We start from the raw sequence: 24162 nt of genomic DNA, 5'->3' as shown, positions 1-24162 counted from the left end.
GTCAGATCACCTCACTTTCCAGAATAAACATCTCTTCCTGCACACTCGCCACCCGACACGAGAACATACACTGCTCCCGATTCCAATCAAACGTGAACTGGTCTACCGAATCCGTCCGTGGATCAGCCAGCAACGTCTCCGTCACCATCCGTGTAATCTCACTTTCCATCACACCCCGGCTATCACCCTGCCCTACCAGATCCTCCAGCTCCGAACCGTAGTTTCGGGAATAGATCACATGTCTGTATCTTGGTGTTTTCACGGCCTTAATGCACCACTGTACCCAGGCTTCATGCCCACTCGCCGCAGCTACTTTGCCACTCGGAGTCAGTACAAAATCCCCTGCATCGTAATCGAATCGCCAGCTCCGTCCAAAGCGTACCTCTTCCGAAGCCGCCCCCGACAGATCCTCCTCATCTCCCCAGACCACACCCGTTTCCGGAAACAAACTAGGCATGCGCACTCACCACCTTACACAGCACCACAATGTCGTTACCGCCATTCACCCGCATCGCCAGCACACGATCTCCCGCTTTCAGACCTTTGCCAAGAGACAACACCGCTTCCTCCACTTCCTCTTCTTGCAAAAGAAACCGTCCCGTGCCCGTCGTTCCGCCGTTTGCCACGTCAGATATACCGGAAATCGCGCCAGCAGCCTCGCGCTCCGGCAGTCCAAGCGTGCCCGGCAACTCGGCCACGAGATAATCCTGCACTTCGTGCTTGAAATCATCCAGCTTTACGCCGGACGAGGTCATCGTACCTAGTACTGCTCCCAGACCGCTCACGGCCTGACGGGAATGTGTACTCATCGCACCCCGCATGACGTCGGCAAAATGCCCATACGGATCATCTTTATTCAAGGTAATACCTCCTTTTCACCAGCTCAGCCGTCCCCAGCTCCAACGTCATCGTTCCAGGTCCGGCAGACAGATCACGGCTGACCGACATGACGATTAGCTTCAGCCCTTTTAACAACACCGCGTCCCCGGCGCGAATCGTATTCACATCCGGTGCTGATATCGTAAAGGTCTCCTGAATACCCGTCAGATGACTTTTCGCCAGTTTTTTCGCCGCGGTTGTCGATTTCACCTGATCGTCTTCAATCAGCTTTTGCAATGTGCCCAGTTCTTCCACACCATCCTGCTCAATTGCGAGCACTTTGGAAGGAACTTCTTTGCCACTCGGTGACTCCGACGCTGCCATCACTTTAACTTTGGTAACCGCCCCTTCGAGCGTACGCATCTGGGTCAGATCAATTAGTCGATCAAGCTCATACACCTTTGCATTACTTCCGACCTGAAAGAGCTGTAACCCGCCGGGTGTCATCCGTGGATGATACATCTCCCCGCCGGACTTCGCCGTTTCCTTCAGATCGGCAAACATCATCGAGAAGATCGTCTGTGACCGATACACGGCTTTTCCCAGCTTTGTCTTGGTTTCCGGCAATGTAGCGTATGGAATCTTCCACTCTTTGGCGTAGGTTTTTAGTCGCTGCGTAGCGGTCTGATCCTTCGGCAGGAGGAACTCATCCTCCGACTTTTCCAGATAAATCATCCGGTCGTACACCGTGAGAGACAGCCGCTTGGTGCCGCTATTGGAACTCTCCACCTCCCAGATGACCGCAGGATGCAGCAAGTGAACCATGGATTTTTCACCAAAAGGAACCCCGCTAATCCGCACCGCCATACCCGGTGATATCGAAGGCAGACCAGAAGACGCAGACACCGCCAGCCGGATGTTGGCCTGATACGCAATCTGGTCCAGCGAGTCCTTCAGCGTAATCGTCTCCACCAGCTTGGTGATGTCATATTTGTCGTCGACAATGACCTTGTAGGTCATGGCATCACCAGCTTTTGTCCGGGCTTGATCCGGTTTGGATCACTGCCGATGATCTTTGCGTTGAGCTTGTAGATCTCGTTCCATTTGGAACTGCTACCCAGCTCAAGCTTTGCTATTTTGGACAGGGAGTCGCCAGATTTGATAGTGTAGGTCTTGCTAGACTTTTTCAAATCCGTACGAGAACCTGACTTGCTCCCAGATGCGGCAGAACCCACCTTCTCCACCTTGGAATCCCGCCATGTGCGCAGGGTCAGGTCGAAGTAAATATCTCCTGTCTCGCCGCCCCGGAATGTCGTATTGTGCGAGATCAGATATACCGGCACGTTCACCCCCGTATTGGTGATGATGAAGCGCAGCGGCTTTTTCGATATCAGAAAAGTATTCAGCATATTCATCGCTACCCGCGGATCAGGCAAATCTTCGTACATACAATAGGACGCATCATATTCTTTGGGAAAAAAAGAAGAGAAGGTGATCTCCTTCACCTTCTCCCCCTGCGCAAAATCAAACTCGCCATGCTCCAGCATATTAATCGTTTCATACCCTTTTGAACGTGAGATCGTAAGCTCTTCTGGCTTCACAGGGAACTGGAACTTCGTTTTCCCATCGATCAGCGTAAATTCCATTCGTATCCCTTCCACGTTATCTTCAAATACAGACATACACGGCCTCCTTTCTGCTTAGGCCATAATCGTTTTTCGGTTTTCCATAGCTTTTCTTAATTCTTTCACAAAATGAGCACTTATCTGTGCAACCATACCATTATAATCCACCTTGTTACTGCCATTTGAAATTTGGATTGCTCCTGTGGGTAAAGTAACATTAATGCGCTGCGAAGGAGACGTTTTATTAATAGAGCCTACCAAGTTTTGTGTTTTTCCTTTATTCAGGTTTAAATTTTTAGTTGGATTAATCTTGGAAGTTTTTTCTTTCTTATAGGGCCACCAAGTTTTAGGCCAAACCTTAGTTAGACCTTGTCCTGCCAACCCACCTATGATTTTCCCGCCCCATTCACCTCCTAAGGAACCAAGATAGGCAAAAGCTGGAACCGTTGCTGGTTGTGCTGGTAGCAACGATCCAAAAAATGTCCCCGCAGCAGCACCACCAATTGAGCCTAATTTACCTAACAAAGCCTTACTAAACGCAATAATTTTTTCATCTGGTGTTGGAGCCTGTACAACATCGTTTATAGAAGATCCAATATCAAGGAAAGGAAATGCTCGTTTTCCAAACATCCTAATTTTTTTTACAAAGGGACTTGACCACATATTTTCTATCTTGGGATGTATGCCCCATCCTTTCTTTTTACCGAACTCAATAGATTTTTCACCAAAATCTTTGATGTAATTTAAGATACTTGTGACTTTAAAAAAGTTATTAAACTTTTTTTTAAAATCGATATCTTTGTACCACTCTGTTAACTGATTCCATGCCGATTCGGACTTATCCCATAAGAAATTTGCCTTATCTCCTGTCCACCCAATAGCACCTTTTACTCCTGATACAGACTTATTCCATAAGAAATTTGCCTTATCTTTTGTCCAGCCAGTCGCACTTTTTACTCCTGATGCAGACTTATTCCATAAGAAATTTGCCTTATCTTTTGTCCAGCCAGTCGCACCTTTTACTCCTGATACAGACTTATTCCATAAGAAATTTGCCTTATCTCCTGTCCACCCAATAGCACTTTTTACTCCTGATACAGACTTATTCCATAAGAAATTTGCCTTATCTCCTGTCCAGCCAGTCGCACTTTTTACTCCTGATGCAGACTTATTCCATAAGAAATTTGCCTTATCTTTTGTCCAGCCAGTCGCACCTTTTACTCCTGATACAGACTTATTCCATAAGAAATTCGCCTTATCTCCTGTCCACCCAATAGCATTTTTTACTCCTGATACAGACTTATTCCATAAGAAATTTGCCTTATCTCCTGTCCACCCAATAGCACTTTTTACTCCTGATACGGACTTATTCCATAAGAAATTCGCCTTATCTCCTGTCCACCCAATAGCACTTTTTACTCCCGATGCAGACTTATTCCATAAGAAATTCGCCTTATCTCCTGTCCACCCAATAGCATTTTTTACTCCTGATACAGACTTATTCCATAAGAAATTTGCCTTATCTTTTGTCCAGCCAGTCGCACTTTTTACTCCCGATGCAGACTTATTCCATAAGAAATTTAGTTTGTCCCCTACAGATGCATCTTTCTTTTTTTCAACTGAATTAAAATGAGGTCCCGTATGATAACTTTTTTGATTTGCCACTGCTTTTATTAGCGATCCTGTTCCTTTAAGCAGTTTATTAAAATTTTTATTCTTCTTTAAAAACTTTGAATTTTTATTTTCACTAAAATTAATTTTAGGTTTAAACATCGCATTTCTAGAAACAATCTTATGAATTGTACTTATAGCAGGCGAATTAAAAGATTTTTTTTTGTTAGTTTTCCCCATATAATTCCTCAACCTGCTAAATGATTTAATACCATCACTAACTATATTCTCAAACATTTCTATCACCTCCATTAGCCTTTATTCTTCTAGGCCACCTTCTATTTCCTCTTCCGAGAACGCAATTAACAGCGAGCGCTCCCCGCGTGGCAAAGACCAGAACTCTCCGGGCCGGAGATGATGACGCACCCACATGTGATACAGGAACGTGGTCACCCCGCCGGAGTGAATCAGTTTTTTAGGTCTTCAATCTCCACACCGAAGCCGGACAGCTCCAGCACTTTATCACCTACGGCATCCAATTCTCCTGCAAGCAGCATGCGGCGTACCGCCTGTTCTCCACCAGACAGCTTCATGCGGCCGGTAATGCGGGTATCTCCCCAGCCGGAGAGTTCCAGGCTGCGGACTTTCAATTTCACCGTTGCTTCAGAAATGAGCAGCGCGTTAAATGTTTCGGTATCCACCTTTTCCTCGGTGCGGCCTTTGGTCGTTTTACGAATCGTACAACGTTCGCGAATGTGGTCCACTTTGGAAGACGTCAGTCCACGCAAGGTCAACAGCAGATCCAGACGCTGAATGCGTACATTCTCCTCTGGCAAACGTTCTGCTGCTTCAAACAACTGATCCAAAATCTGTTCTTCGGACATATTTTCATTCATACTCATCGGGCGTTATCTCCTTCTTATTTCACAAATGGGTTCATCGATGCCATCTTCCAAGCCTGTAGAGACAACAAAGAGACCGAGATCATCTCGGCCTGCAATGGTGCCCTAATTATTAATGAAGTAACTATACAATCACGCTTGAGCAAACCAGCTCAATAACGTGCCTATTCCAAAGCTTAGTTCGCCACAATCGGATTCAGCAATTCAAATCCTTCAAACGTAAAACCTGTTTCCTCCGGTACTTCCTCACCCGCTGTCCAGTTGGCAAGCTGAATTTTGTCCACCATGCAACCTCTCAGCAATACACTCTCATGTCCATACGATTCAGGGTCGTTTAGCTTGGAAATAATCTCGAATTTGGTGAAGCCGCGCTGGATCATATCGGAAGTGACTTTGTAGCCCGTCATCGTGCCTGTTCCTTTTTTTGCGCCGTTTTTGTGCACTTTCCAGTCGTTACCGACCAGGTTCAGCTCACGCTTTTCAATCTCCACACTCGCTTCCAGCTTGTTAATGTTTGTCTGCCACACACCATCGATATGCAACTGACCATGGGTACCGAGAATTACTCTTGATGCATCCAACATATATTTTCCTCCTAGAAATTATAAAATATTGTTCTTTCCTTCCACACAACCTTATTGCACGTAAAATGTACCAAACAACTGCTCCATCACATCCGTCAGCTTCACATTCCATTGCAGGAATACTTGATCTGCTTCCGGTTTGAGAACTGGTGCCGCACCGTAGTAAGCTGGGTCAAGAATGACATCATAACCGTCAGCTTCAATAACATTACTCTGTGCGAGCAGCGCCAAATAGGCCTTCATGGCACTAATCAGCGCCTGACGACCCTCTTCGGTATTGTTTACCTTACCGATATACGTATCTTCCGCAGAGCGCTGCAAATCCGTGTTGATGGCATCCAACACACGAATGGAACGGATTTTTTTCCACGCATTATTCTGTCCAGCGGCTGGCGTTACCAGTGTGTTTACACCGCGAAGTGCTTTCACCTGACGTCCATCATGGAAGAAAATAAATACGCCATTCTGTACCGCCTGCTCCTGTTCTGCACGCGTCCAACGACGTGTCACGTCATCGAACGGAGTAGCTGCATAGGTTGTGGATTGGTTCAGACGTTGTCCGGCGATCAGACCTGCAACATAGGCGGACGTTTCCGCGGAGCTGTAGAATGCATCTCCAAGGCGCACGCCTGTACCGACATTAATCAGACCTTCATGGTTCAGCGCAAGCGAACGTGCTGCCGCTTTTTGTGCTGCTGTAGCAGAGGTGTCGTCCGCTGCGGAACCGCCAAATACAGCCACCACCGGTTTACCTTCACTACGCACACGTTTCACCCATGCCGCAAAGCTCGCAAGCAGAGGCGCATCAGCCGCCTGATCCAAAGCCAAGACGTCGAATTGCTCCCCTTCCAGGGCACCCTGTACAGCAATGTATTCCGCATTGGTCAGGTCATCGTTTCCACTTACGCCGCCTTTGAATGCCGCACCCGCAACAGTTGCAACCACGCCAGTACCATCGCCAATCGCCTGCGCCGTTACCCAGACATTTTGTTCATCCGCGTTAATCTCTTTTGCCAGAGACGCTGCTGTAATATCCGCTGTCAGGAGCGCATACAACATCCGGTTGCCTTCAAAAAGACGCACTTCATGCTTCGTATTATCAATCACACCCGGCTGGATGGTGACGTAGAATCCGTTCGCACGATCCCCCGGATACTTCGCATCCAATTGCAGCACATTGGCATCACTGCTGTCCTTCAAAGTAAGCGTAGCTGCTTTGGCCGCAGCACTTGCTACCCGATAAGCGAGCAGCTTCTTCGGTCCACCCAACAGGGCGAGTTTCAAGGATGTATAGGCCGTACCGTTATCCAGCACATTCGCCGCATAAATACGTTCAATCGCCGCTTCGCTCCCTACTTCAACAAAAGTCCCCACCGGACCCCAGTTGGCCTTGATTGGCACAACGACCGTTCCCCGCGTACCCACTTGAATGGCCGAGGATGCTGCCGCCTGAAAATTCATATATAAGCCCGGAAGGACCGGACGATTCGTTTGCTCCCAAGTTCCACCTGCCATTATCCCTTCACCTTCGCTTTCATAAATTGGTTAATTCGTTCTTGCGTTTCTTCAATGGAAAACGTCTCTTGCACTGCTTCGTACAGTGCACCATACAGCACCTCTGCCTTAACGGCAAAGAGGGCTTCTGCATGATTCATTAGTTCTGCCCGTGTATACTGCGGGGCTGTCTGTTTGCTTTTTTTCACTGAACTTGCCATTGCCATCTCACCTCATTGTTGGACTACTGATTTCGTGAATCGTTGATCTTTAAGGTTGACCTATGAATTTTCGATCCTATGAATTTTCGATCCTATGAACCTATGAATTTGAAGCTAAACCAATCTACTCAAAGCTATAATCTGGAACCACCCTTATATAGAAGGTTCCTCTCGACTAACGTTTACTTCATGCCTTTGCTATGGTGAATCTCACGAATGAACGGTACATTCGTACCCGGACGACGAATCCGCTGTTGCAACGTCAGGCGAATCTGACCATTCAGATATGCATCCGTCTGCAGATCTGCCGTGACCTCATCCACCGTCACATACCTTGTGTTACCTTCGTGCTCTTCGCCACCCGTTTCAGTGATGGCAAGACGAGATTGCACTGCAAGTTGCTGGACCAACCGAGTAACGGTCTGGCGTGTTAGCACTGGATGATCGGTGAGCACATGCCCAATCCACTGTTGTCGAACCTCCAATGCCGATGTGCCTGCCACAGACGTGCTGCATCCGGCCAATCGCCATAGCACAGACGGCTTCTCGTACCCACCAGGCCAGACATCCCCATACACCGACCAGTTCGAGCCAAGTTCCAGCTGTGTCCAGCCTTGAAGCGCGGCTAACCACGCATCCTCTGATTCAACGAGAGCAGCTCCCGAGTCTTCGGGAACATACACCCCAAACCGTAGACTGCGCGTAACCATGCCGGACCCTGCATCCACCCGGTCACTATCTGAAGAACCCAGATAGATACAGGTGAAGGCCTCGCCTGCTTCATCCACCAGTCTTACCTGGTGCAACCCATCAATTAGAAGGGCTGACCAAGCTTCCACTTGTTCAGTGCCACCATCTTCTGGACGAGCGTATGGTGAGATTTTAATAATCCTTCGATATCCCGCCCAAGCAGACTTCGGCACTTCTTCGGCAAACGCAACGATTGCACAAGGCCCGGCTAACACTTCGCCTGACGCAGGTACATCTAGCACACGACCGTCCCAATCTGGAACAAGTACCGCGAGCTTCTGATTCAGCGTTTTTTTAATGAACGTACTCAATCCACTGGTGCTTATGGCAGTGCTAGTCTCATTATTCATAGACACATTCATTTCGCCCCTTTGGCTGCAAGTTTGAGATCTGCCCACACCGTGCAGCGACAATGCAGCAGCAGTAGACTCCCCCTTTTAAATCAGAGTCGTATTCCGACCGAACCAGTACCGGGACTACATTCACCGCATCAAAAAGACCGGCCACCTGGCCGGTCTGTACATTAGCGTATGTGCTTTCGGTGCGTCCCTTGCTATTGATCCGATAATACAATCTTACACCCTTTCAACCCTAGCACGGATGGTGTTCCGTACGACTTCGGTGCGATTAAGGGAGTCGTTCGGGTGGAAAAAAGACGATTCTGGAAGCATCATTTTAAAGGATATCTAAGTAAGCATTAAGATCAAGATCAATGAATTGATAAATATATCCAAATATATTAATATTTCATTATTAAATTCATTGTCGCTTACGTGAAAGAAGGAGAAATACCTATGAGTAAAACATTCAAGGCCACTTCAGTTGTCATCTTAGCAGTTATACTCGGGTTATCCTGCTGGGTCTACTTCGGACTGCTTGGTAATCCGCTGAAGAAAAATGAAGCTGAACAACAGGTAACCACTTACCTGATGGAACAGAAGGGTTATTCACACGAACAGCTTATCGAAATAAAAGGTACGTACTCTTCAAAAAGCTCTGAAGCACCTTACGGTGCTTCCGTAACATTCGCGGATGAACCCGAAGCCAAGTACCAATACATCATTTTTAACAACGGCGAGATTAAGCAGTACAGTCATACCAGTGATCATCCCAAACACGAGGAGCCCATGGTGAGATAGCAGTTTAGTTCAGTGTAACCTGCGGGTTCAACGTAATCTCAAACGCACGGCCCCAGATAAAATCAGGGTTCGCATATTCAAGCAGTGCACTGCCATACGTCGCGTAAGACAATTCACCATCACAGATCTCTTTGATCGCCACATTGCCTGTCTGGAAGGCAGTTTTATTCGCAAGCGCCGTAGTATAAGTCTGCATTAAATCACGGAGCAATGTTTGCAAATGGGCATAGTCTTCCTCTGAGTTGAACAGCAGCATATTCTGATCCGACAGAGTAGCCACGTTGGTATACAGCGCATGGGCTCGGGAATATGTGCGGATGTCCGCAATCGCTACCGCTTTGTAGTAATAATCCTTCAGGAAACGCTTAAACAACAGCGAGCCATGCGCATTCATCGCATCTCGCAATTTATGCTCATGCTTCTCTGTTGTAATCAACGCGTACCTCGACTGTCCCATGCCTACAGCAATACCGATCTTGTTACCTGGTGTATTCCAAGCACTATATCCCAGCACTCGTCCGGTATATGGGCTGTTTAGCAACGCTTCAGCAACATCGACATTGGCTGGTCCTTTACCCACAAAATCAATCAATACCGAAGGCAGACCTTGCTCACTATTTAGCGTCAATTGCTCCAACGCAGCCTGCACCTGATCCAGAGCGGTAATCGCAATAATCTCAATGTCGATGCTTGTGTTCTCCCCGGAATTACCCGGGTGACCCTTGGTCATACGATCCAACTCGGAAGCCATGTCAAATGGGACAACCTGATCGGCTGCTACAGCCACTAGCTGTTCATTTTCCAAGCCAGCACCCGCATTCGTCACCACCTCCGGTTCAGGATATGCCGAGTCGGCCACAAGCACACCTCCAACAATATCCACATGACGAACCACATTCTCATGTACATCCATGTATTCATATGTGTTAATGATGGTATTGCCGTGAGGACCAAAATATTTCACTGCGTAACGTGTCTTCGCTCCGCCTCGGAACAACTGGTTCGCCATGCGAGCGACCAAAGCGTGCCCCAGACCATCTGCATCCGGCAGGATGATAGCACGATCTGGATTTTGTCCATTGGTTCCACCCAGCCATTCATTGATCCGTGCTTCTACATATTTGATTTCATTGATCTGAACACCCTGCGTATTGGCATCGTCGACGCCAACTGCGAGGAAATCGATATAACCTGTGCGGGCCAGCTGATCCAGAATGTATAGATTCGTTTTGAATTTATGCTGTCTTGTGTTGTAATATTGTTCTTTATCAAAATAGGTCGTTGTCCCATACTCCACCCCATCCTGGGATTGGTTATAACCTTGAATAATATCTTCAAACTCGGTGTACGTCTGGCGTGGCTGCTGCATCAACGCACGGGATTCATTATATGCATCGAGCGCCAAGCCATCTGCAAACGAGGTTGTAGCTAGACGCATAATGGTATCCATTACGAATACGGGTTTGCGTGGATATTTCTGCTTGATCACCCGGATCACATCCAGCAAACGAGTGGTTTCCTCATCGTACTCCGGATAGGTACCTCCCCCATCTTCGCGGAGCTGACGACTGCCAATCAGACCGCCATAAGCGAGCATATCGGATGAGATAATGAATCCGTCGACCTTGGCAGCATGTTTCAGAATAAAGTCATGAATCTTGGACGGTTTGCCATAAACCGGCGTGGAGGTGCCGAGCAGCGTTGTGCCATCTACGGTTTTCTCCGAGTCCAGACGATTCTTAAGATCACTCAGGTTCGGTGTAACGATATGGATACCGGCTGCTTTCCCTTGCACAATCACATCATCCAGATTCGCTGGACGATCATCCAGTGGAACATACAATACTGTTTTCATATCACGTAGCCTCCTGTTATCTATATAAGTTGAACTACAGTTTATTTACACTTGCCACTTCGATGACAGAACAACCTTCCGATCGCTGTTATCCCCGGATTTTCTTGATCCACTTATATAAAGGTAGAAATCCGTGGATAAAGGCGCAGTGTATGCTTCCGAAGTAGCTTTCTTGGAGAAAGCTTTTAGCTCCGCTTCTTCAGGTTATTTCTGTCCTCTTCGTTCTCGTGTAAATCGTTAGTTCAACTTATATATCTAGTCTTTAATACCCGATCAGGGCAAGGAGGCAATCACCGAATTAAAAAACCGGCCCCATGGCCGGTCTGTACTTTAGCGTATGAGCTGTCGGTGTGTCCTCCTTGCTACTGATCCGATAATACCATCTTACCGCCTTTGCCCACTCGTGCTGATGGTAATCGGGATGAAATACGCATGAATGTAGTTGTCTCTGTGGCGGTTAATCGTCGGTTTTAATCTGAATAAAACTATAACATCCATAAAACAAGCACCTGCCAGTTTTGGCAAGTGCTCTTCATTTTGTTCCAACTCGTTGGTTCCGTCTCACGCGATGATATAACGAAAGTTCTCCCATGTTTCCGGTACAGGTTCCCCGTTCTTGGCATGATGATAGAAGCTGAACGGGAATTTGAACACATGACCTCCATACCAGTCACGGGAACGTCTATCGGTGAGCCAGTACTCCAGTTCATGGGGCAGTGCTACGGAACGTTCCGCCCGCGATAGTGGCAGCAAGTCTACAGGTGATTGCAGTGTCGGCATCTCCTGTTCGCTGTTCACATCTCGGCTTAAACGTAGCGCCTTCACCATAGTAAGGAAAGGTGGAATGCCTTTATGGAATAATGCAGGATAACCCAATTCATATAATATGTTAAGCGCATGTCCGTAGGTCAGCATATGGCCGATCAGGTCATGATGTGCTTCCGCGTGATAGATAGTCTGGAACGCACCAAGCTCATCCAGAATCAGGCGTGACAACTGCGTTGGATCTTCAATCTCAGGGAAACCATCGCTCTTTTCCGGCTTCAGACTACGAATTTCTTTCACGGTCGTATTCATCCAGGATCTTCCTGGGATAGTTCGATCGAATGAATCGATCAGTTCAACCAGCCGACCAATATCCTCCGCAGTACCCCATCCATCCAGTTCGCGAATGGCCTTCAGACTGATTGCCCCGTAGATGGCCTGGTGTCCAACCCAGTGCAACTCTCCAATCGTTCGATCCAATGCGTCCGTAATACGCGCTTCGGCATCTTCCCTGGGCATCATTTCACCAATCGGAGAGGTCTGACCAGGGCTGACTCCATGCTGGCGAAGCATGGCTTTTGCTTCGGCGGTAACACTGCCGGCGGCAAGGGCAGTGAGACGATTTTCCCGTACCCAAAAATATGCCGCAATCGCACCCGCCCCATAATGGGCATGCCACAGATCTCCTGTACGCTCCCGACTGGAAACGATAATCGCTAGTCCTTCTTCCAACAAACGTCGATCCAAGCTTGCCACCACCCTTCATCATCTGTAAGCCTGACAGAACTACCTTCAAATCTCTGTTATCCCCATTTTTTTTCGATTCCCTTTCCTAAGGGAACATCCGGCGATAAATGTGAGATTATGCTTACAAAGTAGCTTTCTTTCAGAAAGCTTTTACCTTCGCTTTTTCAGGTTTTTTCTGTCCTCTCCGTTATCGTGTAAATTTAATTCAATTTATATATCCTAATTAATAAATAAAGCGTTTACTTCTATAACATGATGGAATGGCTCCACATATGCCCGTTTTGCTCTGGAATATAAAGTTTAGCCGATTCGAAGCCTGCCCACGTCACGAATGGACACTTCCAGCGGATAGATCTGTGCTTTTTGCGTAGAGAAAAACCACGTCCGATGTTTCTTCACCACGATAAACAGACCATGCACATCTCCTACAGGAGCAAAGGTTTCACTCACCTCACCCCAGCGCGTGAGTCCAATCTGCTGAAGCTCATTCACCGTAGACAGAACATCATCCGTCACCAGTCCAACCTCACACACCTGTAATATATCTTTAGTCGAGAAGTCGTGATCACTCTCGTTCTGAATACGATGATGAGCAATTAGCTCGATAATATTGCCTGCCGGATCTTCGAAATAAAGAGAATGAGAGTTCCAGTTAGTAGAATACGTCTCATCCCGATCTTCTTCCCTGCTTAAAACAACACGTAATGCAGTCCATTGCTTCGCTTCCTTGAACCGATTCGTCGGAAGCAACCATGCCACATGGTAGAAGGGCTCACGATCTGTTTCACTCTGCTTGAAAATCATCTTTGTCCTTCCAACCTGTAGGTTGAAGGCCTGATCCGTGACACTGAACACCTCCATTCCCAACGTATCACGATAAAAGTGCTTGAGGTCCTCCAGCCGTGCTGTATATAACTGTAATTCTTCGATCATCATACGATCTTCTCCTGCATCTCCTCCCACTGACTCCATGGCACCATGCCTAGCTCAGGCTTTGCTTCATCCTGGAGCATGGCGATGAATTCAAGCGAATGACCATCTGGATCGGTAAAATATACAGATACCGCGGGCATCCAGCCGAAGACGTACAGTTCACCAATATCATCATCCAGGAAGTTCTGTGTCTTAATCCCTTTGTTCTCCAAGTGAGCCACCGCATGTTTCATATCCTCCAGAGATACATGAAAAGCAAAGTGCTGACGTTTCACCTCGGAAGGTTTCTTTTGCCACAATCCTAGCATGGCATTGCCTTTTCCACCGATCCAGTAGAAGGAGTTCCCACGTTCTTTCTGCATATAAGCATGGGGTAAACCCAGCACTGTTTCATAGAAATGATGGGATCTCTCCAGATCCGTTACGTTTAGATGTGTTTCAAAAATGCCTGTAATCATGATGCTCAACCTCTTTTCCATTTCCCATTTTCGTCTTCGTTCTCAACTCATGGATGAATTCCGCGCATTCGTTAACGTCTCGGCCAGATTTAAAAATGATCCAATGACCCGCTGCACCCGGTCCTCTATATCCTGACTGCCTTCGTACTCCTCGTATCCGTCAAATGTCGCTTCGAATCGTCTGCGCTGCGCACCACCAATGGAAATCCACTCCTGGGCATTGATGCCATGCAGATTGCGAACAATCGCTTGCAGCTGTAAAAGCGAACTTACCCCCACAGCTCCACCAGAGGAGCTGATGGACAGGACGGGCTTGCCACTGAAATGAGCCTGGCTCAGGTGATCCAGTGCATTTTTGAGCACACCGCTAATACTGCCATGATACTCTGGCGTAGACAGGATGATGGCGTCTGCCTCAAGCATACGCGTGTTCAGGTCTGCCAGATGTTCATGATCCGCTTGTTTCTCATCTGGCGCGTAGAATGGAAGGGGCGTCTGATACAGATCAAACAAGCTGGCCTGATGCCCCTGAGCCCGAATAATCTCCACTGCGTATTCTCCCAAACGTGTACTGGTTGCATTGTTCCGATTGCTACCTGCCAATATAACGATATTCATCCATGTCACTCTCCTTGGTTTTTTTATTGTTTTTGAATTTAACGTTCCTTCAACCGATCCATCTTTGGCTATCTTTATCTTACCTTTCTTCCGCAGCCAATTCGTCAGCAGATAGACTTAACTTGAAATACCAAAAAACTCAACCTTTAGGTTGAGTTTATACGACTTAAGTATGAAGATATGTCGGAATTGGTCAGACGACCCAGCCATTTCTTACGGCATGAAGAGCCGCTTGCGTCCGATCCGCCAGCCCGAGTTTGTCCAGCAGATGACTGACATGGGTTTTGACCGTTTTTTCTGTGATGACTAATTGAACTGCAATTTCCTTGTTGCTCAGTCCTTGCGCAATCAGCCCCAAGACTTCTTGTTCACGGCGAGTGAGCATATCCGGACCACCAAGGGATGTTTCATTTGATTTTCCAGCCTGCTTTGGCTCCTGATGTTGATTGTCTGCTGACCGATCTGTCGGTATATGCTGTGGTTGTTGTTCATTTATAGACCAATCGGATGAAGCCATCACATGCATCAATTGACCTGCTGCGGCGGGATGCAATTCTACCTGACCTGCATGCACATTACGAATGGCTACGGCCAAATCCTCCGGTTCTATATCCTTGAGCAGATATCCTTTCACCCCTGCGCGAACAGCGGGAACGACATGATCCTGATCGGAAAACGATGTGAGCACAATGATTCGTGTTGCTGGCATTAACGTACGCAACCGTCTGGCTGTTTCAATTCCGTCCATAACCGGCATATGCAGATCCATTAATACCACGTCGGGTTTTAATGCTTCCGCCTGCTCCAATGCTTCCTGCCCGTTCGATGCTTCGCCAACAACCTTCATATCTTGTTGCGTGGTCAAAAAAACATGTAGCCCTCTTCTCACCATCGCATGATCATCTGCGAGCAATATTGTAATCGGCATCTCTTCTTCCCCCTGACTTTATACAGCTTCGAACGGAAGTGGAATGACTGCCGTTACTGTCGTTCCCTTACGGGAAGAACTAACTATTTCTAACCTGCCCCCAAGTGATTCAGCACGTTCCTTCATAATGGACAGACCAAGTGAACTTCCAGACGACGATTTTGGCTTGTTCGCTCCGCCTTTTCCCTTGTCTGTGACGGTGAGCATCGCTTCATAATCACTTAGCTTGAGGGTGACCTCAGCAGAACGAACACCCGCGTGTTTCCGTACATTATTCAGTGCTTCCTGCCCGATTCGCCACAATGCTTCTTCTATATTACGTGGTAAAGACCGCATTCCCGTCCGATTCACCACCACTTGTAGACCCTGGCTGGTGCCATATTCCTGTAGGGCTTGGAGCAGTCCTTCTTCCAGTCCTGCGGGACGAAGCTGCATAATCAATGCACGCATTTCCTTAAGAGCCTCCTGAGACAAAGACCTAATATCCTTCATCGCTTCCACTGCCGGGTGCAACTGTTCGGAGCCGGATAACATACTTTCCACACCTTTAGCCGTTAACGATAGGGAGAACAGAATCTGATTGACCGAATCATGCAGATCCCGAGCCAATCGGTTTCTCTCCTCCAGCCGTGCCAGTTCGCGGCGATTCTCCGCCAGCTTCAGACTCTCCCATGAGGCTGTAATATGCTCGGCCAGTGCCTCCAGTACTTCAAAGTCCGCCCGTGTGGGACCCGATGTTCCAAGTCTAATCATTAGAATTCTCGTTTCACCTGGTGTATGGTAGGGAAGGGGAGCAGCAATCCCCGAGACAAGGGAATCCATCGTTTTGTCAGGCTCGCCCCTCGTGAAAATCTCATTCATTTCTATCGCAGACAGGGACACAGCTCTGTGACTATTGATCACACGGTTCATGTGGTTTGCTGCTTCTATAGATAATGACGCACTTGATAACGTTTGAACGATGCCACCTGTATAGGCTGCCTGTACCGTATATACATCGTTTTTCTGTTGAATCATTGCGGTCAAAGGCCAGTCATAATGCTGCCCAAGCAGCTTCACAACTTTTACAGACAATGCGTCAGAATTGCTGCATTCGTTCACTGCGAGACCCAAATCCGTACTGAACTCCCCCAGCTTGGCATACAGATCAGCTCGTCGCTGCTCCGCACGATATAATCTCATCCGCTCCATCGCGCTACCAATCTGGTACGCCACGCCCTGTAACAGTGCCAGTTCACTGTCGCTGAAATGGTCCTTAGCTGGCGCAGCCACGTTGAGCAGGCCCAACATCTTATCACCTGACCTTAGCGGTACGGTCGCATGATGGGTAATATTATGGGTATCTCCCCATTTGAATTCCACGGCATTCTCCAGCCGCTTACAGTTAATGATGTTGACCGCATGATTCAATCGACCATCCTTGAAGCGGTTCACACACCAGCAGGTACCCGTTCGCATGGGTTCTTTATCTTCACGCAGTAATGCCGGGGGCAAATTGTAATCTGAAACACAGGTATAGTCTCCGCGTTCATTAATGAGGAACACCCAGCCGGCAGTTAATCCGGTCAACTCCAGCAATTTGCTCACCACCGTATCCAGCATTAAGCTCAGATCATTGGACGTATTGAGCGTTTCCGCGATTGTCTTCAGCGTGACCATTTCCTGCATTCCGAGCTCTTCCGACATGACAGACTTCTCTCCTTTGACTGATGCCAACTGTGGTTTGTTCAACTATTGTAACCAATCCACCTTGGATATTAAAGGATCAACTTCTTACTCGGTTCGCTTAGCCCAGCTTCTGCCGCTCTTTCCGAGACACGGACAAAGGCTCCATATTAATCAGTCCGCGGTCCGACAGAGCTAGCGCCATTTTGTAGAAAGCACGTGTACGAATCTTCGTATACGTATCCTTGCTGACAGGCGGATCAAATACATGGTTATACACTTTATAGTCGAACACATCATCGTCTTTCAGATATCGTTCACAGACGAGTACACGTTCCTTCTCACTCAGCCGGGACACCACAAAATCAATCGTATCGCAGTATGCCTGACGCGCGCGCTGCACGTCCACATTATAAATCGCCGTTCTCGCCGTGGAATCCCCCGTCACATTGGTTGCACCATGGAATCGCTCGGCATAACTTGCCGTCACCATAACCTCTCGTTCTTCAAATGCAATCGTTTTATAAATGCGGTATTTTTCCAGCGCAGCCTCAACAGCTGTTTGCGTTTTACGTCGGTCCAATTCGGGCAGCATCAATTCCATATTTATCTTCCTCCTTTAACATTAGCTATAGAATGAAAGTCTATTAGCTTCGCATACTCACTCTGATGACAGAACAACCTTCCGATCGCTGTTATCCCCGGATTTCTTTGATTATATTTTCAAAAGTGGAAATCCAGTGATAAAGGCGAACACTTCGCTTCTCCAGCTTTTTTCTGCCCTCTTCGTTCTTGCGTACCTTAAAATTCATTCTATAAAAGTTAAACCCTCATGCTCTCATCTTTTATTAGAGTTATCCAGATCTCTGAAATAATAACGACATTTTTTCAATTTTCCCCTGTTGCCTTTTGGAATCACTCCAAACCGCTATAATCCGGGGAATTCCACTTTTCAGAAGGTGATTAAAAAACACACGCTTCGCTATAACGTTACATTTCGTTCGTATAGTGTTCGTATTTCTATTTGAGGATACCACTTTCTGGAGATCGGAGTAAACCTTCATTTTGGTTCATTTTGACGATAAAATAAAACCTTCGCTCTCATTTCCTATGCCTTTTGGCATAATTGTTTCATATCTCTTTACCTAATGGTATATATACGTTATAGTACTGTTTAATTAATGAACTTCCGTATAAGTCATTTGATTTTTATAAGTTAAGATTTGGATTAGATATGCACGTTAACGGAGAGGACAGAAAGAATCTGAAGAAGCGAAGCGTTCGTCTTTATCACCGAAATTCTACCTATGAAGATATACATTCAGGAAATTCGGGGATAACAGCGATCGGAAGGTTGTTCTGTCATCGGAGTGATCTGTGCAGCACGAGCTCTCTTAATTTATAACTCAAGCACTTGTACGAATCAAAGGAGTTGGCATGAATTGTGGAGCACGCTTTTGGTCCTTATATGAAACAACTGCGCGAGCAACATGGATACAGCATTAATCAGCTCGCCGAAGCAGCCGGAATAAGCAACTCACAGATTTCACGCATTGAGAACGGGGTACGGGGTGTGCCCAAACCGGCAACCATTCGCAAGATTGCAGATGCACTCTCGGTTCCCTATACAGAGATGATGAAGCAGGCCGGCTATATTGAACCAGGGAGTTCCACTGAACTTCAGGACGTACCGGAATGGGCTACATACAAAGACCGTCGTGATTTCAAAAAGATGCTGGAGGACGATGATGATCTGATGTTTGACGGCATTCCACTCGATGAAGAGGACAAGAAACGCATCAAGGATGTGCTGACAGGTCTGTTCTGGGAAGCCAAACAGATGAACAAACGCAAAAAGACAGACGAATCGGACAATCGCCCATGAAGCATGACGAACTGAATTTAATGAGGCAGCAGGTGAGATCATATGGATGACATCGTAACAAAGCTGATTCGAAAACACCGGACCAACTGCCCGTTCAGCATTGCCCGCGCGGTTGGAATACAGATTCGTTTCACCAATTTGGGGAAATCCACCAAAGGACTGTACTTTCGCAAGCTCCGGCGCAGGTTTATCGTCATACACAATGATTTGCCGCCGGAATGGCAGCGGTTCGTGTGCGCCCATGAGCTTGGCCATGACCGGCTTCATAAAGGGATCAATCGTTTCTTTCTGGAGGAGCATTCCTATTTTGCACCAGGCAAACTGGAAAGACAGGCCAATCGTTTTGCCATTCAGTTGTTAACGTCTGGAGTGATGCCTGAAGCCGATGAATCTTTAGAGAAATTCTGTTTACGTACCGGACTGCCGCGTGAAGCGCAGCATTTTTTTTACACCATTTAAGAACATATGTTCTTTCATAGGATTATTTTTTCTCTATTTTCCATTAGCAGAATCACATGTCACTTTCAGGTTACTTATTTTTACGTAAATCGCGAGATTTCCACATAATAGTCTGTTAAAATACTATTTGAGCTGTGTAAACGCTCAATTAGATATTATTTTGGGAGGTTTCGGATTCATATGAAAATCTGGAAGAATTACGTTTCACTTCTGCTAACGGTCTGTTTGCTGTTTGGCAGTGTAGGTATTGCCGCGGCTGCAACGGACACCACTCCGGGTACAGGCAAACACATTACCATTCTACATACGAATGATACGCATGCCCGCGCAGTTGAATCTTCACCTGCTATGGGTTTTGCCAAAGTAGCTGGAATCGCTGACAAATATCGTAGCGAAAACCCGAACACGCTCTTGCTCGATGCTGGAGATGCTGTGCATGGTACAACATTTGCCACTCTCGTTAATGGTGAGAGCATCGTGAAAGTCATGAATGAAATGGGATACCAAGCCATCGTACCGGGTAACCACGAATTCAACTATGGTTCAGATCGTCTGATCGAACTGGCGGACATGATGAACTTCCCCATGCTGAGTGCCAACGTGAAGAAAAAAGACGGAACACGTCTCTTCGATCCTTACCTCATTAAAGAGGTGGATGGCGTTAAGATTGGTATCATCGCCTTGACTACACCGGAAACGTTGTACAAAACGAACCCTAAAAACGTAGAAGGTCTTGATATTACAGATCCATCTGCGGAAGCTAAAGTTCTGGTCAACGAAATCCGCAGCAAAGTAGATGTTGTTGTTGTTCTGGGACACCTTGGACAAGATGCATCCAGCACGGATACTAGCTTTAAAGTCGTTAAAGAAGTTCCTGGCATCGACGTATTCATCGATGGTCACAGTCACACAGTACTGCAAGATGGCCTTGTATCCGATAACGGAACATTGATCGCAAGTGCAGGAGAATACACCAACTATGTAGGTGTCATCGATCTGTGGGTAGATGGTGGTAAAGTAACGAAGAAACAAGCAACATTGATTGATGAAACTGAAGCAAAAGACATCAAACCGAATGAGAAAGTCGCGACTCTCGTGAACTCCATTCAAAAAGAACAAGAACCTATCCTGAAAGAAGAAGTAGCCAATACAGCTATTCTGCTGGATGGTAAGCGTGAACAAGTACGTGCAGGAGAAACCAATCTGGGTGACCTGCTTGCAGATGCAATTCGTGATGTCAGCAACGCTGATATCGCATTGACTAACGGTGGTGGTATCCGTGCTTCCATCGAAAAAGGGATCGTAACCAAAGGTGATATCATCACAGTGCTTCCTTTTGGTAATCAAGTGGTAACGCTTGAAGTAAAAGGCTCCGATATTCTGGCAGCCCTTGAAGTCGGTGTAGCTTCCTATCCCGAACCAAGCGGTGGATTCCCGCAAGTATCCGGAATCAAGTTCAAAATCGACACTTCCGCTGCAGAAGGTAGCCGTGTACATTCCGTAACCGTTGGCGATAAAGTCCTTGATCCGGAAGCAACGTACACACTGGCAACCAATGATTTCACAGCTGTTGGTGGTGACGAATACACCATGTTCGCCAAATATTCAACTACAGGAATGTATGGCGCGCTGGACGAAGCATTGATCAACTACATGCAAAAGCTTGGTGCTGTAGACATCAAAACAGATGGTCGGATCAGTGAAGCGAAGAAACCAGCAGTAGAGCCGGAAACTCCGGCAACCGAAACACCAGCTCCAACTACGCCAAAACCAGAAACACCAAAACCGGAAAAACCAGTTAAACCAACACCAAGCAAACCAGCTCCAGCCAAACTGCATGTTGTGAAATCCGGAGATTCCTTGTACTCCATCTCCAAACAATACGGCACAACTTGGCAGGCATTGCAGAAGCTGAACAATATCAAAAATCCACACTGGATTTATCCAGGTCAACAATTGAAATTGCCTGCAGCTTCTTAAGCTCAGCAAAGCAAAGTGCATATAGGCATGATTGCTTGTAAGGTGCAACAACATTACGAATCAATCTTGTCATAACCAAAAGGGTGTCCCCCAAACCAGATTACTGGTTAAGGGGACACCCTTTTGTATCTCAGTTCTTAAACATCCATCCACATCAGATACTTGAACATTTCCTGTGGACATATCCTGCTGATCTTGACAATCATCTGAGGCAAAAATAAATCCCAGCTAGGCCTTTATGGACCAACTTCATCATATGCCTTCGTCACCGAACTATATAAAAACTCTCTGGAATTACTGTGTTTATGCGGTTATTCTACATTTAATTTCGACATCGCTGTCTTCTCAAAATTGCATATTTGCACATAAATCTACCCAAGTATGATCATCTGCAATTCCTTAATCATAAAATCATTTGTATACTGAATACAATTATCCCAATTTAGTTATTTCGTATGATATTCCTTATAAAATCCTACCCATTTGTATGCCTATAGCCCTCTTTTCCATGCTTTCATTAGAGTTTCAGCAATCAAAATCAGCTACCGCATCATATTCGGTACTATTATATGAACTCATATAATGAACGAATCCCCTGAATCTAGGAAGTGAGTTGTTCCTTCACATAAAGCACAGCCTCCTGTGCAGTCAAGCCGATTCGTTTCAATTCACCTGATGCTGCAAGGGCGTGTGATCCCAATTCAACCTGTCCTTCTGCTGCCCCTCTGCCAATGACGATCTGCACAGGCAATCCGATCAGCTCGGCATCCTTGAATTTCACACCTGGACGTTCATCCCGGTCATCGACCAGTACAGAGTAACCGCCATCAATCAATTGTTGTTCCAGTTCGAGAGTAAGCTGACGTTGTTGCTCATCCTTCCAACTTACTGCAATCAGATGCACATCATATGGCGCCACAGCGGCCGGCCAACGAATCCCCTCATCTCCTGCATACTGCTCAGCTATAGCTGCCATCAGGCGGGATACGCCAATTCCATAACATCCCATGACAGGCGCGCACTGGCGACCATTGCGATCCAGGAATGAAGCGCCCATGGCATCACTGTATTTCGTTCCCAATTTGAAAATATGTCCAACCTCAATGCCTTTGGTAAATACAAGCGGCGATCCACATGTTGGGCAAGCGTCCCCTTCGGCAGCAAAGCGAATTCGTTCCACTCGCTCCAATGCAAAATCAATGCCTGGACGTACGCCGGAAACATGCACATCCACTTCATTGGCTCCTGTAATTGCGCTCTTCATCACTGCCACGTCAGCGTCCACCACCATCGGCAGATTTAGTCCAATTGGACCCAGAAAACCTACCTTCAGGTTCGGATGTGCCGCAATGGCTACATCGTCTGCTAGATTCAGTTCCTCTGCACCCAACACCTGCTTCAATGCGATGTCATTCAGTTCATGATCTCCACGTACAAGGGCAGCGACGAGCTGACCATCCGCCACATAAAGCAACGTTTTGATCATATGTTCAGCACCTTCGCCCACAAAGGAAGTTAACTCTGCGATCGTACGAACGCCAGGTGTCGGAATTCGTACTGTGGCTTCCACTCCTGTGCGATCATCCGTTTGAACTGCGGAGTCTGCATTCGAAGAGACAGCTTTATCTTCTGAGCTTGCTTCTTTTTCCCCAATATCTACGGAAGTCTGATAATCAGCTTTCTCCAGATTAGCAGCATATCCACAATGTTTGCAGGTTACAATCGTGTCCTCACCCACATCAGCAAGAGCCATGAACTCGTGCGTTTCCCCTTGACCGCCAATCGTTCCCGCGTCCGCCTCAACACGGATATAGTCCAGACCACAACGTTCCAGAATGCGACTATACGCTGTGTTCATCGCCTGATAAGTACGATCAAGCTCTTCCCAGTCCGAAGCAAAAGAGTAGGCATCCTTCATGATGAACTCACGTCCACGTAGCAATCCAAATCGAGGACGGCGTTCATCCCGGAACTTGGTTCCGATCTGGTACAGGGTGAATGGCAGCTTGCGATACGAACTGACCTCGTCCCGCGCTAAAGCGGTTACGACTTCCTCATGTGTTGGTCCAAGAGCAAATTCCCGTGCATGACGATCCTTCAGACGCATCAATTCGGGACCATACTGTGTGTATCTTCCGGATTCTTCCCACAGCTCAGCAGGCTGCATAATCGGCAGCAACACTTCCTGACATCCAGCACGATCCATCTCTTCACGAACGATCCGTTCAACGTTCAACAATATACGCCGTCCGAGGGGCAGGTAACTGTAGATCCCCGCTGCCAGTTGGCGAATCATGCCGGAACGCAGTAACCAACGATGTCCCGCCGCATCTGCCTCCGCTGGCGCTTCACGTAATGTTGGAACAAGCATTTCACTTTGACGCATCTGCACACACTCCTAATCTTCCTCATTGTTATTAGATATCTTGAGTTATAAACAGCAAAAAGACACATCCGTCAAGGGACGAATGTGTCGTGGTACCACCCTTGTTTAACTGCAACTTATTCCATCCGCAACCTGTGCGATTTGTAGTATGCAGTCCTACGGGGCATAACGGGCCCTTCCGGCGGAGGTTGCAACCCTGGGATGGGCATTCTCTTCCGCAGCTCGCGAGGTAGGAATTACGAAGCAGCCACAGGAACCTTGCACCACACTGTTCCCTCTCTGTTGAAGCTGACCAACACAATCATGTCCTCGTTATAACGCTTTTATCATTTTTGATC

At 47.1% G+C, this 24162-nt stretch carries 23 protein-coding genes; 4 read left to right on the top strand and 19 right to left on the bottom strand.

Going from position 1 to position 24162, the window contains the following annotated elements; translation table 11 throughout:
* Position 1 precedes the first annotated feature (1 nt).
* The 10 genes from PAHA3_RS00630 to PAHA3_RS00585 form a co-directional block, all read right to left on the bottom strand.
* Complete coding sequence (locus tag PAHA3_RS00630; protein WP_062833016.1) at positions 2 to 457, bottom strand: DUF2634 domain-containing protein; 456 nt, start codon at positions 455 to 457, stop codon at positions 2 to 4.
* Positions 450 to 860 carry a hypothetical protein gene (locus tag PAHA3_RS00625; RefSeq protein WP_062833015.1) on the bottom strand — a complete coding sequence of 137 codons (411 nt, stop codon included), beginning with the start codon at positions 858 to 860 and terminating at the stop codon, positions 450 to 452. Before PAHA3_RS00625 ends, PAHA3_RS00630 begins: the two co-directional genes overlap by 8 nt.
* The gene (locus PAHA3_RS00620) at positions 853 to 1839 is read right to left on the bottom strand and encodes an XkdQ/YqbQ family protein (protein WP_062833014.1); all 987 of its coding nucleotides are present in this window, start codon (positions 1837 to 1839) and stop codon (positions 853 to 855) included. The genes PAHA3_RS00625 and PAHA3_RS00620 overlap by 8 nt, the downstream gene beginning before the upstream one ends.
* The gene (locus tag PAHA3_RS00615; RefSeq protein ID WP_062835914.1) at positions 1836 to 2465 is read right to left on the bottom strand and encodes a LysM peptidoglycan-binding domain-containing protein; all 630 of its coding nucleotides are present in this window, start codon (positions 2463 to 2465) and stop codon (positions 1836 to 1838) included. The genes PAHA3_RS00620 and PAHA3_RS00615 overlap by 4 nt, the downstream gene beginning before the upstream one ends.
* 54 nt (positions 2466 to 2519) lie before the next feature.
* The gene (locus tag PAHA3_RS00610; protein ID WP_167350831.1) at positions 2520 to 4367 is read right to left on the bottom strand and encodes a hypothetical protein; all 1848 of its coding nucleotides are present in this window, start codon (positions 4365 to 4367) and stop codon (positions 2520 to 2522) included.
* Positions 4368 to 4522: 155 nt separating this feature from the next.
* Positions 4523 to 4957, bottom strand: coding sequence for a phage tail assembly chaperone (locus tag PAHA3_RS00605; RefSeq protein WP_017690174.1), 435 nt, complete (start codon positions 4955 to 4957; stop codon positions 4523 to 4525).
* A gap of 176 nt (positions 4958 to 5133) precedes the next feature.
* Positions 5134 to 5541 carry a phage tail tube protein gene (locus PAHA3_RS00600; protein WP_036611426.1) on the bottom strand — a complete coding sequence of 136 codons (408 nt, stop codon included), beginning with the start codon at positions 5539 to 5541 and terminating at the stop codon, positions 5134 to 5136.
* Between the two features lie 51 nt (positions 5542 to 5592).
* Positions 5593 to 7056 carry a phage tail sheath subtilisin-like domain-containing protein gene (locus PAHA3_RS00595; RefSeq protein WP_062833012.1) on the bottom strand — a complete coding sequence of 488 codons (1464 nt, stop codon included), beginning with the start codon at positions 7054 to 7056 and terminating at the stop codon, positions 5593 to 5595.
* Positions 7056 to 7256: a hypothetical protein gene (locus tag PAHA3_RS00590; RefSeq protein WP_082762675.1), complete on the bottom strand. Its 201-nt coding sequence runs from the start codon at positions 7254 to 7256 to the stop codon at positions 7056 to 7058. Before PAHA3_RS00590 ends, PAHA3_RS00595 begins: the two co-directional genes overlap by 1 nt.
* A gap of 182 nt (positions 7257 to 7438) precedes the next feature.
* Positions 7439 to 8356, bottom strand: a complete 918-nt coding sequence (locus PAHA3_RS00585; protein ID WP_153028157.1) for a hypothetical protein — start codon at positions 8354 to 8356, stop codon at positions 7439 to 7441.
* A 444-nt stretch (positions 8357 to 8800) separates the two neighbouring features.
* Between PAHA3_RS00585 and PAHA3_RS00580 the strand changes: the two genes are divergently transcribed.
* A complete protein-coding gene (locus PAHA3_RS00580; protein WP_062833009.1) occupies positions 8801 to 9145 on the top strand; it encodes a DUF3139 domain-containing protein in 345 nt (114 codons plus the stop codon).
* 4 nt (positions 9146 to 9149) lie between these two features.
* Here PAHA3_RS00580 and PAHA3_RS00575 read toward each other — a convergent pair whose 3' ends face one another.
* The 8 genes from PAHA3_RS00575 to PAHA3_RS00540 form a co-directional block, all read right to left on the bottom strand.
* Positions 9150 to 11000 carry a DUF4127 family protein gene (locus PAHA3_RS00575; protein WP_062833008.1) on the bottom strand — a complete coding sequence of 617 codons (1851 nt, stop codon included), beginning with the start codon at positions 10998 to 11000 and terminating at the stop codon, positions 9150 to 9152.
* A 561-nt stretch (positions 11001 to 11561) separates the two neighbouring features.
* Positions 11562 to 12521: a hypothetical protein gene (locus PAHA3_RS00570; protein ID WP_082762674.1), complete on the bottom strand. Its 960-nt coding sequence runs from the start codon at positions 12519 to 12521 to the stop codon at positions 11562 to 11564.
* A gap of 291 nt (positions 12522 to 12812) precedes the next feature.
* On the bottom strand, positions 12813 to 13448 hold the full coding sequence (locus tag PAHA3_RS00565; RefSeq protein ID WP_062833006.1) for a VOC family protein: 636 nt from the start codon (positions 13446 to 13448) through the stop codon (positions 12813 to 12815).
* The gene (locus PAHA3_RS00560; RefSeq protein WP_062833005.1) at positions 13445 to 13903 is read right to left on the bottom strand and encodes a VOC family protein; all 459 of its coding nucleotides are present in this window, start codon (positions 13901 to 13903) and stop codon (positions 13445 to 13447) included. Before PAHA3_RS00560 ends, PAHA3_RS00565 begins: the two co-directional genes overlap by 4 nt.
* A gap of 42 nt (positions 13904 to 13945) precedes the next feature.
* Positions 13946 to 14521 (bottom strand): NADPH-dependent FMN reductase, encoded by a 576-nt coding sequence (locus PAHA3_RS00555; protein ID WP_062833004.1) that lies wholly within the window; start codon positions 14519 to 14521, stop codon positions 13946 to 13948.
* Between the two features lie 193 nt (positions 14522 to 14714).
* Positions 14715 to 15449, bottom strand: coding sequence for a response regulator (locus PAHA3_RS00550; RefSeq protein WP_062833003.1), 735 nt, complete (start codon positions 15447 to 15449; stop codon positions 14715 to 14717).
* A gap of 18 nt (positions 15450 to 15467) precedes the next feature.
* Positions 15468 to 17135, bottom strand: coding sequence for a GAF domain-containing sensor histidine kinase (locus tag PAHA3_RS00545; protein ID WP_062833002.1), 1668 nt, complete (start codon positions 17133 to 17135; stop codon positions 15468 to 15470).
* A 100-nt stretch (positions 17136 to 17235) separates the two neighbouring features.
* Positions 17236 to 17718 (bottom strand): ArpU family phage packaging/lysis transcriptional regulator, encoded by a 483-nt coding sequence (locus tag PAHA3_RS00540; protein ID WP_017690187.1) that lies wholly within the window; start codon positions 17716 to 17718, stop codon positions 17236 to 17238.
* Between the two features lie 837 nt (positions 17719 to 18555).
* Here PAHA3_RS00540 and PAHA3_RS00535 point away from each other — a divergent pair.
* From PAHA3_RS00535 to PAHA3_RS00525, 3 genes are all read left to right on the top strand, one after another.
* A complete protein-coding gene (locus PAHA3_RS00535) occupies positions 18556 to 18999 on the top strand; it encodes a helix-turn-helix domain-containing protein (protein WP_082762673.1) in 444 nt (147 codons plus the stop codon).
* A 42-nt stretch (positions 19000 to 19041) separates the two neighbouring features.
* Positions 19042 to 19458: an ImmA/IrrE family metallo-endopeptidase gene (locus tag PAHA3_RS00530; protein ID WP_062833000.1), complete on the top strand. Its 417-nt coding sequence runs from the start codon at positions 19042 to 19044 to the stop codon at positions 19456 to 19458.
* Positions 19459 to 19638: 180 nt separating this feature from the next.
* Complete coding sequence (locus PAHA3_RS00525) at positions 19639 to 21438, top strand: 5'-nucleotidase C-terminal domain-containing protein (protein ID WP_062832999.1); 1800 nt, start codon at positions 19639 to 19641, stop codon at positions 21436 to 21438.
* A gap of 601 nt (positions 21439 to 22039) precedes the next feature.
* Here PAHA3_RS00525 and PAHA3_RS00520 read toward each other — a convergent pair.
* Positions 22040 to 23824: a proline--tRNA ligase gene (locus tag PAHA3_RS00520; protein ID WP_062832998.1), complete on the bottom strand. Its 1785-nt coding sequence runs from the start codon at positions 23822 to 23824 to the stop codon at positions 22040 to 22042.
* Positions 23825 to 24162 lie beyond the last annotated feature (338 nt).

The organism is Paenibacillus amylolyticus (assembly GCF_001570725.1).
GTDB lineage: Bacteria > Bacillota > Bacilli > Paenibacillales > Paenibacillaceae > Paenibacillus > Paenibacillus amylolyticus_A.
The sequence above is the reverse complement of the archived record's forward strand: the minus strand, read 5'-3'. Positions and strand labels throughout refer to the sequence as shown.

Coding starts and splice junctions, on each gene's coding strand:
- PAHA3_RS00630 (WP_062833016.1), bottom strand. CDS start 457: ATGCCTAGTTTGTTTCCGGAAACGGGTGTGGTCTGGGGAGATGAGGAG.
- PAHA3_RS00620 (WP_062833014.1), bottom strand. CDS start 1,839: ATGACCTACAAGGTCATTGTCGACGACAAATATGACATCACCAAGCTG.
- PAHA3_RS00615 (WP_062835914.1), bottom strand. CDS start 2,465: ATGGAATTTACGCTGATCGATGGGAAAACGAAGTTCCAGTTCCCTGTG.
- PAHA3_RS00610 (WP_167350831.1), bottom strand. CDS start 4,367: ATGGAGGTGATAGAAATGTTTGAGAATATAGTTAGTGATGGTATTAAA.
- PAHA3_RS00605 (WP_017690174.1), bottom strand. CDS start 4,957: ATGAGTATGAATGAAAATATGTCCGAAGAACAGATTTTGGATCAGTTG.
- PAHA3_RS00600 (WP_036611426.1), bottom strand. CDS start 5,541: ATGTTGGATGCATCAAGAGTAATTCTCGGTACCCATGGTCAGTTGCAT.
- PAHA3_RS00595 (WP_062833012.1), bottom strand. CDS start 7,056: ATGGCAGGTGGAACTTGGGAGCAAACGAATCGTCCGGTCCTTCCGGGC.
- PAHA3_RS00590 (WP_082762675.1), bottom strand. CDS start 7,256: ATGGCAAGTTCAGTGAAAAAAAGCAAACAGACAGCCCCGCAGTATACA.
- PAHA3_RS00585 (WP_153028157.1), bottom strand. CDS start 8,356: ATGAATAATGAGACTAGCACTGCCATAAGCACCAGTGGATTGAGTACG.
- PAHA3_RS00580 (WP_062833009.1), top strand. CDS start 8,801: ATGAGTAAAACATTCAAGGCCACTTCAGTTGTCATCTTAGCAGTTATA.
- PAHA3_RS00575 (WP_062833008.1), bottom strand. CDS start 11,000: ATGAAAACAGTATTGTATGTTCCACTGGATGATCGTCCAGCGAATCTG.
- PAHA3_RS00565 (WP_062833006.1), bottom strand. CDS start 13,448: ATGATGATCGAAGAATTACAGTTATATACAGCACGGCTGGAGGACCTC.
- PAHA3_RS00560 (WP_062833005.1), bottom strand. CDS start 13,903: ATGATTACAGGCATTTTTGAAACACATCTAAACGTAACGGATCTGGAG.
- PAHA3_RS00555 (WP_062833004.1), bottom strand. CDS start 14,521: ATGAATATCGTTATATTGGCAGGTAGCAATCGGAACAATGCAACCAGT.
- PAHA3_RS00550 (WP_062833003.1), bottom strand. CDS start 15,449: ATGCCGATTACAATATTGCTCGCAGATGATCATGCGATGGTGAGAAGA.
- PAHA3_RS00545 (WP_062833002.1), bottom strand. CDS start 17,135: ATGTCGGAAGAGCTCGGAATGCAGGAAATGGTCACGCTGAAGACAATC.
- PAHA3_RS00540 (WP_017690187.1), bottom strand. CDS start 17,718: ATGGAATTGATGCTGCCCGAATTGGACCGACGTAAAACGCAAACAGCT.
- PAHA3_RS00530 (WP_062833000.1), top strand. CDS start 19,042: ATGGATGACATCGTAACAAAGCTGATTCGAAAACACCGGACCAACTGC.
- PAHA3_RS00525 (WP_062832999.1), top strand. CDS start 19,639: ATGAAAATCTGGAAGAATTACGTTTCACTTCTGCTAACGGTCTGTTTG.
- PAHA3_RS00520 (WP_062832998.1), bottom strand. CDS start 23,824: ATGCGTCAAAGTGAAATGCTTGTTCCAACATTACGTGAAGCGCCAGCG.